The sequence below is a fragment of the Planomonospora algeriensis genome (genome assembly GCF_977012225.1).
Genome location: NZ_CDRNDK010000371.1, coordinates 1 through 6,371, shown reverse-complemented (window position 1 = coordinate 6,371; position 6,371 = coordinate 1). Strand labels below are relative to the sequence as shown.

4 protein-coding genes and 1 pseudogene are annotated in these 6,371 nt (G+C 72.5%); 2 read left to right on the top strand and 3 right to left on the bottom strand.

Annotated elements, in window-relative coordinates:
• Both ACWJ6R_RS27750 and ACWJ6R_RS27745 read left to right on the top strand, forming a co-directional pair.
• A pseudogene (locus ACWJ6R_RS27750) lies at positions 1 to 570 on the top strand (DUF5685 family protein); the annotation flags it as partial.
• A gap of 34 nt (positions 571 to 604) precedes the next feature.
• Complete coding sequence (locus tag ACWJ6R_RS27745) at positions 605 to 2,224, top strand: pentapeptide repeat-containing protein (protein WP_449065053.1); 1,620 nt, start codon at positions 605 to 607, stop codon at positions 2,222 to 2,224.
• 50 nt (positions 2,225 to 2,274) lie between these two features.
• Here the strand turns inward: ACWJ6R_RS27745 and ACWJ6R_RS27740 are convergent, their stop codons facing one another.
• The 3 genes from ACWJ6R_RS27740 to ACWJ6R_RS27730 form a co-directional block, all read right to left on the bottom strand.
• The gene (locus ACWJ6R_RS27740; protein ID WP_449065052.1) at positions 2,275 to 2,460 is read right to left on the bottom strand and encodes a hypothetical protein; all 186 of its coding nucleotides are present in this window, start codon (positions 2,458 to 2,460) and stop codon (positions 2,275 to 2,277) included.
• A 276-nt stretch (positions 2,461 to 2,736) separates the two neighbouring features.
• Complete coding sequence (locus ACWJ6R_RS27735) at positions 2,737 to 3,732, bottom strand: ribonucleotide-diphosphate reductase subunit beta (RefSeq protein ID WP_449065051.1); 996 nt, start codon at positions 3,730 to 3,732, stop codon at positions 2,737 to 2,739.
• A gap of 76 nt (positions 3,733 to 3,808) precedes the next feature.
• On the bottom strand, positions 3,809 to 6,181 hold the full coding sequence (locus tag ACWJ6R_RS27730) for a ribonucleoside-diphosphate reductase subunit alpha (protein ID WP_449065054.1): 2,373 nt from the start codon (positions 6,179 to 6,181) through the stop codon (positions 3,809 to 3,811).
• Positions 6,182 to 6,371: the final 190 nt, after the last annotated feature.

The following is a 6,371-nucleotide window of genomic DNA, read 5'->3' as shown; positions in this document are numbered from 1 at the left end:
GGCGGCGCGGCCGGGTCGCCGGGCGTCACGCTGCTCGACCTGACCGGTCCCGCCGAGGAGGCCGTGGCGGCCGCCTTCGCGCACACGGCGGTGCTCGCGGGAAAACCGGGCAACGCGGAGGCGCTGGCGGAGGCGGGCCGGTTCTTCGGCAGGATCGCCCACCTGCTGGACGCGGTGGAGGACCGCGGGGAGGACGACGCGCGGGGGGCGTTCAACCCGCTGACCGCCACCGGTACCTCCCGCGAGGAGGCCCGGCGGCTCTGCGACGACGCCGCCCGCGGTCTGGCCCTGGCCCTGCGGGAGGTGGAACTGGAGGACCGGCACCTGATCGAGGTGCTGCTCGGCACCGAAGTGCGGCGGGCGGTCGAGCGGGCGTTCGGCGCCTCCGCGTCCTCGGCCTCGTACGAACGGCCGGGGTTCGTGCGCAAGTCCGCGGCCGGGGTGGCGACCTTCCTCACCTGCGGGATGTGGCGGCCCCGGTGGAGCAGGAAGCGGGGCCGCCCGGCCGGCGAACGCTGCTACCTGCGCGAGTGCGACTGCTCCTGCTGCGACTGCTGCGACTGCGGTTGACGAGACCGCTCCCGGCGGAGGACGGAGAGACCGAATGCGGCTGAACCGCCCTTTCCGGCGGCTGAACCCGACCGAGCGGCGGCTCTGGGACGCCTACCCCACGGGCGCCTGGGTGGATCTGCGCTCCGGCGACCCGGAGGCCGACGACCCGGCGAACGGGGAGTCCTGGGGGCCGGAGCGGACGGTTCGGGCCGAGGTCGTCGCGGCGCTGCTGCTCGGCGCGCGGGAGCCGGAGCCGGGCGCGACGCCCGGCCTGCGGCTGGCCGGGGCCCGGATCACCGGCAACCTGGACCTGTCGGACGGCGCCGTCGGGGCCAAGCTCCACCTGCTCAACTGCCACCTGTCCGGGACGGTCGACATCAGCGACGCGAAGACCCAGGGCCTGCGTTTCCGCGGGTGCGAACTGGGCCGGGTCCGGGCGGCGCGCAGCACCGTCGACGGGCTGCTGGACTTCGACGGCTCCTCCGTGCGCGGTCTGCGGATGGACAACGCCCGCATCACCGGCCAGCTCCGGCTCGCCAGGGCGCGGGTGAGCCCTCCGGACGCGGCCGACCCCGACCTGGTGCGGTTCATGGAGGACGTCAGGAGGCCGTACAGCGAGGCCGAGCGGCGGGAGCGCGGCCTGGACGACGGGCACCGCTGGGCGATCTGGGCGGGCGGCGCGGTCGTGGACGGCGGCGCGTTCCTGCGGGGGCTGCGGGCCACCGGCGGACTGCGCATGGTGGGCGCCAAGTTCCACGGCGGCCTCTACCTGCAGGAGGCGTCCATCACCGCCACCCCGCCCGCCGAATCGTACGGCCACACCGGCTTCCCGGAGTCCTCGGCCGCGTCGTACGCCGTCTACGCCGACTTCCTGGAGTCCTCGGCGGCCGAGTTCAGCGCGGGGTTCGACGCCGTGGGCACCGTACGGCTGCGCGGGGCGCGGATCAACGGCGTGCTCTCGTTCGACCGGGCGGCGCTGAGAGCGCCCGACCGGTCCCTGCACCTGAGCCACATGCAGGTGGAGGAGCTGATCCTCAAGCCGTCGGCGATCGAGGGCGAGGTCAACCTCGGTTACTCGCGGATCGGCGTGCTGCTGGACCACCCCGGCGCCTATCCCGACCGGGTCCAGCTGAACGGGCTGACCTACGACGCACTGCGCGGCTCGTGGACCGTCGCCGAGCGGCTCTCGTGGGTCGGCCGGGACCCGGGCGGCTACCGGCCGCAGCCGTACGAGCAGCTGGCGGCCTGGTACCGGCGGATCGGCCACGAGCCGGACGCCCGCCGGGTGCTGCTGGCCAAGCAGCGCGAGCACCGCGGCACCCTCAGGCCCACCGGCCGGTTCTGGGGCCGCCTGCTCGACGTCGCCGTCGGGTACGGCTACCGCCCCTGGCTGGCCGGGCTGTGGGCGGTGGTGCTGCTGGCCGCGGGCACGGCGGTCTTCTCGGCGACGCCTCCGGTGAAGATCGACCCGGACCACGTCCGGCACTTCAACGCCTTCGTCTACACGCTGGACCTGCTGGTCCCGGTGAGCGTCTTCGAGCAGCGCGGGGCGTGGGAGCCGGTCGGCTGGACCCGGTGGCTGGCCTGGACGCTGGTGGCCTCCGGGTGGATCCTGGCCACCGCTCTGATCGCCGGAGCCGCCCGGGTGCTCCGGCCGTCGAACACCCCGTGAGGGCCGCACGGCGCCGTGCGGGAGCCCGCCGCGGAGGCGCCGGGAGGCCGTCAGGCGGAGGTCTCGACCCGGAAGCGGGGCAGCGACTCGGGGTACTTCTCCCGGACGAACCTCACCAGGTGCTCGCGCATGTCGCACTTGAGGTCCCAGGCGCTGGCGGAGTCGGCGTGATGGTCTTCAGGCCGGGAATGAATGCGGTCCTCGTCAAGGGGACGGGCCGCCGGTGGACAGCACATCCCGGAGCGCGATGGCGACCTGTGGAATTCCGCTGTTCGCTCTCCTCGATCATGAAATGGACGCTAACGTGTTCGAGTCCGAAGCGGACAGGCGGCCGGGCCGGTCGTCTCAGGATGCGGAGACTCGGGGTTGCCCGGGTCGGTGAAGCGTCAAGCACCCGTTCCGTGGTTCGCGGCACGCCGCGAACCGCCGCGTGAGCGGCACGGGAATCCCCGCCCCCTTCAGGGCGGGGTGCAGGTCAACGGCGAGAGGGTTCCCCTATGACGAACGCATAATCAGAAGTCCTCGTCGAATGTGACATTCCCCTCGACAGCTACCTGATATGCAGAAACCCGTCGTTCGAAGAAGTTCGCCAGTTCCTGCACGTCCTGCAGCTCCATGAAGGCGAACGGGTTGGCGGTGCCGTACCGGACGGGCATGCCGAGACGGGCCAGGCGCTGGTCGGCCACGTACTCCAGGTACTGCCGCATCGCCTCGACGCCCATCCCGGACAGGCCGTCGCCGCACAGGTCGGCGGCGAAGGCCAGCTCGGCCGCGACCGCCTCCTCGATCATCCGGACGACCTGCGCGCCGAGCTCGTCGTCGAAGAGGCCGGGCTCCTCGGCGCGTACGGTGTCCACCACGCTGAAGGCGAACTCCATGTGCATGGACTCGTCGCGGAAGACCCAGTTCGTCCCGGTGGCCAGGCCGCCGAGCAGCCCGCGGGAGCGGAACCAGTAGACGTAGGCGAAGGCGCCGTAGAAGAACAGGCCCTCGATGCACGCGGCGAAGCAGATGAGGTTGAGCAGGAAGGCCCGGCGGTCGGCGCGGGTCTCCAGCCGCTTCAGGTCGCCGAGCGAGTCGATCCAGCGGAAGCAGAACTCGGCCTTGTCCCGGATCGACGGGATGTGCTCGACCGCGGCGAAGGCCTTGACCCGCTCGTCGTGGTCGGGCAGGTAGGTGTCGAGCAGCGTCAGGTAGAACTGGACGTGCACCGCCTCCTCGTACAGCTGGCGGCTGAGGTAGAGCCGGGCCTCGGGGGCGTTGACGTGCTGGTAGAGGTTGAGGACCAGGTTGTTGGCCACGATCGAGTCACCGGTGGCGAAGAACGCCACGAGCCGGTTGATCAGGTGGCGCTCCTGGTCCGTCATCTTCGCCAGGTCGGCGATGTCGGAGTGCAGGTCCACCTCCTCCACCGTCCAGGTGTTGCGGATGGCGGCCCGGTAGCGCTCGTAGAAGTCCGGGTAGCGCATGGGCCGCAGGGTCAGGTCCATGCCGGGGTCGAGCAGCATGCTGAGAGTTCTCCGTGTCGTCGTCGGGTCGTGCGTGAAGTCGTCGTGAAGCCGTCGGGCCGGGCGCGGCGCGGGCCTACTGGCAGGCGTCGCAGACCTCGGGGTTCTCCAGGGAGCAGGCGACGGCGCCCTCGTCGGAGACGGTCGCGGGCGCCGCCTGAGCGGCCACGGTGGTCTGGGCGATCCTCGTGGCGGGGCGCGAGCGCAGGTAGTAGGTGGTCTTCAGGCCCGACTTCCAGGCGTAGGCGTACATCGAGGAGAGCTTGCCGATGGTCGGGGTGGCCATGAACAGGTTCAGCGACTGCGCCTGGTCGACGTACGGCGTGCGCGCGGCGGCCAGGTCGATCAGCGCCTTCTGCGGCAGCTCCCAGGCGGTCCGGTACAGGACCTTGAGGTCGGCGGGGATCTCCGGGATGTCCTGGACCGAGCCGTCGGCCCGCTTGATCGCGTCCCGGATCGACTCGTTCCACAGCCCGCGCGCCTGCAGGTCGCGGACCAGGTAGCGGTTGACCTGGAGGAACTCGCCCGACAGGGTCTCGCGCTTGAAGACGTTGGAGACCTGCGGCTCGATGCACTCGTAGCAGCCGGCGATGGAGGCGATGGTGGCGGTCGGCGCGATCGCGATCAGCAGGGAGTTGCGCAGGCCGGTCCGCGCGATCCGCTCCCGCAGCGCGGCCCACTCGGGCGAGCGCGCGGCGGACCGGAAGGCATCGCGGGCGTCGCTGCGGCCGTCACTGCGGCCGTCACTGTGACCACCGCTGCGGCCGTCGCCGTAGTGGTCGGGGTGGAGCACCCCGTCCGCGGCGCGGGTCTCGCCGTAGGAGGGGTGCCGGCCCCGCTCGGCGGCCAGGTCCGCGGAGGTGCCGTAGGCGGCGAGCGCGATCTCCTCGGCGATCCGGGTGGACAGCTCCAGCGCCTCGGGTGAGTCGAACGGCAGGCGCAGCGCGAAGAACACGTCGGCCAGGCCCATCACGCCCAGCCCGATCGGCCGCCACCGGCGGTTGGCCGCCTCGGCCTCGGGCGTCGGGTAGAAGCCCAGGTCGATGGTGCGGTCCAGGAACCGCACGGCGGTGCGGACGGTACGGCGCAGCCGCTCCCAGTCGACGCCGTCCCCTGCCAGGTGGGCGGCCAGGTTGACCGAGCCGAGGTTGCAGACGGCGGTCTCGGCGTCGCTGGTGACCTCGAGGATCTCGGTGCAGAGGTTGGACAGGTGGATGACGTTCTCGGGGCGGGCGGTCTGGTTGGAGGTCCGGTTGGCCGCGTCCTTGAAGGTCATCCAGCCGTTGCCGGTCTGGGCCAGGGTCCGCATCATCCGGCCGTAGAGGGTCCGGGCCGGGACCCGCCGCACGGCCAGCCCGGCCTCCTCGGCGGCCCGGTAGGCCGCCTCGAAGGCGGGGCCGTACAGGTCGGTGAGGTGCGGGACGTCCTTGGGGTCGAACAGCGACCACGTCGCGTCCGCCTCGACCCGGCGCATGAACTCGTCCGGCACCCAGTTGGCCAGGTTGAGGTTGTGGGTGCGACGGGCGTCCTCGCCGGTGTTGTCGCGCAGTTCCAGGAACTCCTCGATGTCGGCGTGCCAGGTCTCCAGGTAGACGCAGGCAGCGCCCTTGCGCCGGCCGCCCTGGTTGACCGCGGCGACGCTGGAGTCCAGCGTGCGCAGCCACGGCACGATGCCGTTGGAGTGGCCGTTGGTGCCCCGGATCAGCGAGCCCCGCGAGCGCACCCGGGTCCAGGCGATGCCGATCCCCCCGGCGTACTTCGACAGGCGCGCGACCTGCCCGTAGCGCTCGTAGATGGCCTCCAGCTCATCGCGCGGCGAGTCGAGCAGGAAGCACGACGACAGCTGCGGGCGGCGGGCGCCGGAGTTGAACAGGGTCGGCGAGCTCGGCAGGTAGGACAGCGTGGTCATGAGGCCGTACAACTCGGCGGCCTCGGCCACCGTCTCCGACAGGCCGCAGGCCACCCGGAGGAAGAAGTGCTGCGGGCGCTCCAGGACCTTGCGGGTCTCCGGGTGGCGCAGCAGGTAGCGGTCGTAGACCGTGCGCAGGCCGAAGTACTCGAACCGGGTCTCCTCGCGGACCAGCGCGTCCAGCTCCGCCGCGTGCGCCGCGACGAACTCCGCCAGCCGGTCGGCGACCAGCCCGGCCGCGTGGGTGGCGGCGACGGACTCCGAGAAGGTCCGCACCCCATGCTCGGCGGCCTCATCGGCGATCAGCCCGTCCAGCAGCCCGGCGGCGGTCCTGGAGTTCTCCGGGTCGGTGATCACCCGGGCGGCGGCCTCCTCGATGGCCAGCCGGCGGGCGTCCGGGTCGGCTCCCGTCCCCGGTACGGCGCCGACCGCCGCAGCGGCCTCAGTGCCGGCCCCGGTGCCGGCCCCGGTGCCGGCCGCCGGGTCGCTCTCCGTGCCGTTCCGCGTGCCGTTCCGCGTGCCGGTCGCGGCCTCTGCCATGGTCTGTGTCACGTGCCATCCCTCGCGCTGGAGTTCCCCGTCTGTACGGTTCCCGGGGGACGGGCGCGCGTCGGAGGGCGGACGCCGGCCGCAAGATGGGCATGCGGGGACCGCCTCGTCCGCGGGCCCTCCCTCGAGGCCCTGGACCGCTTGCGCGGCAGGGGCCGCCCGCCGGGCGGTCCGGACCGCC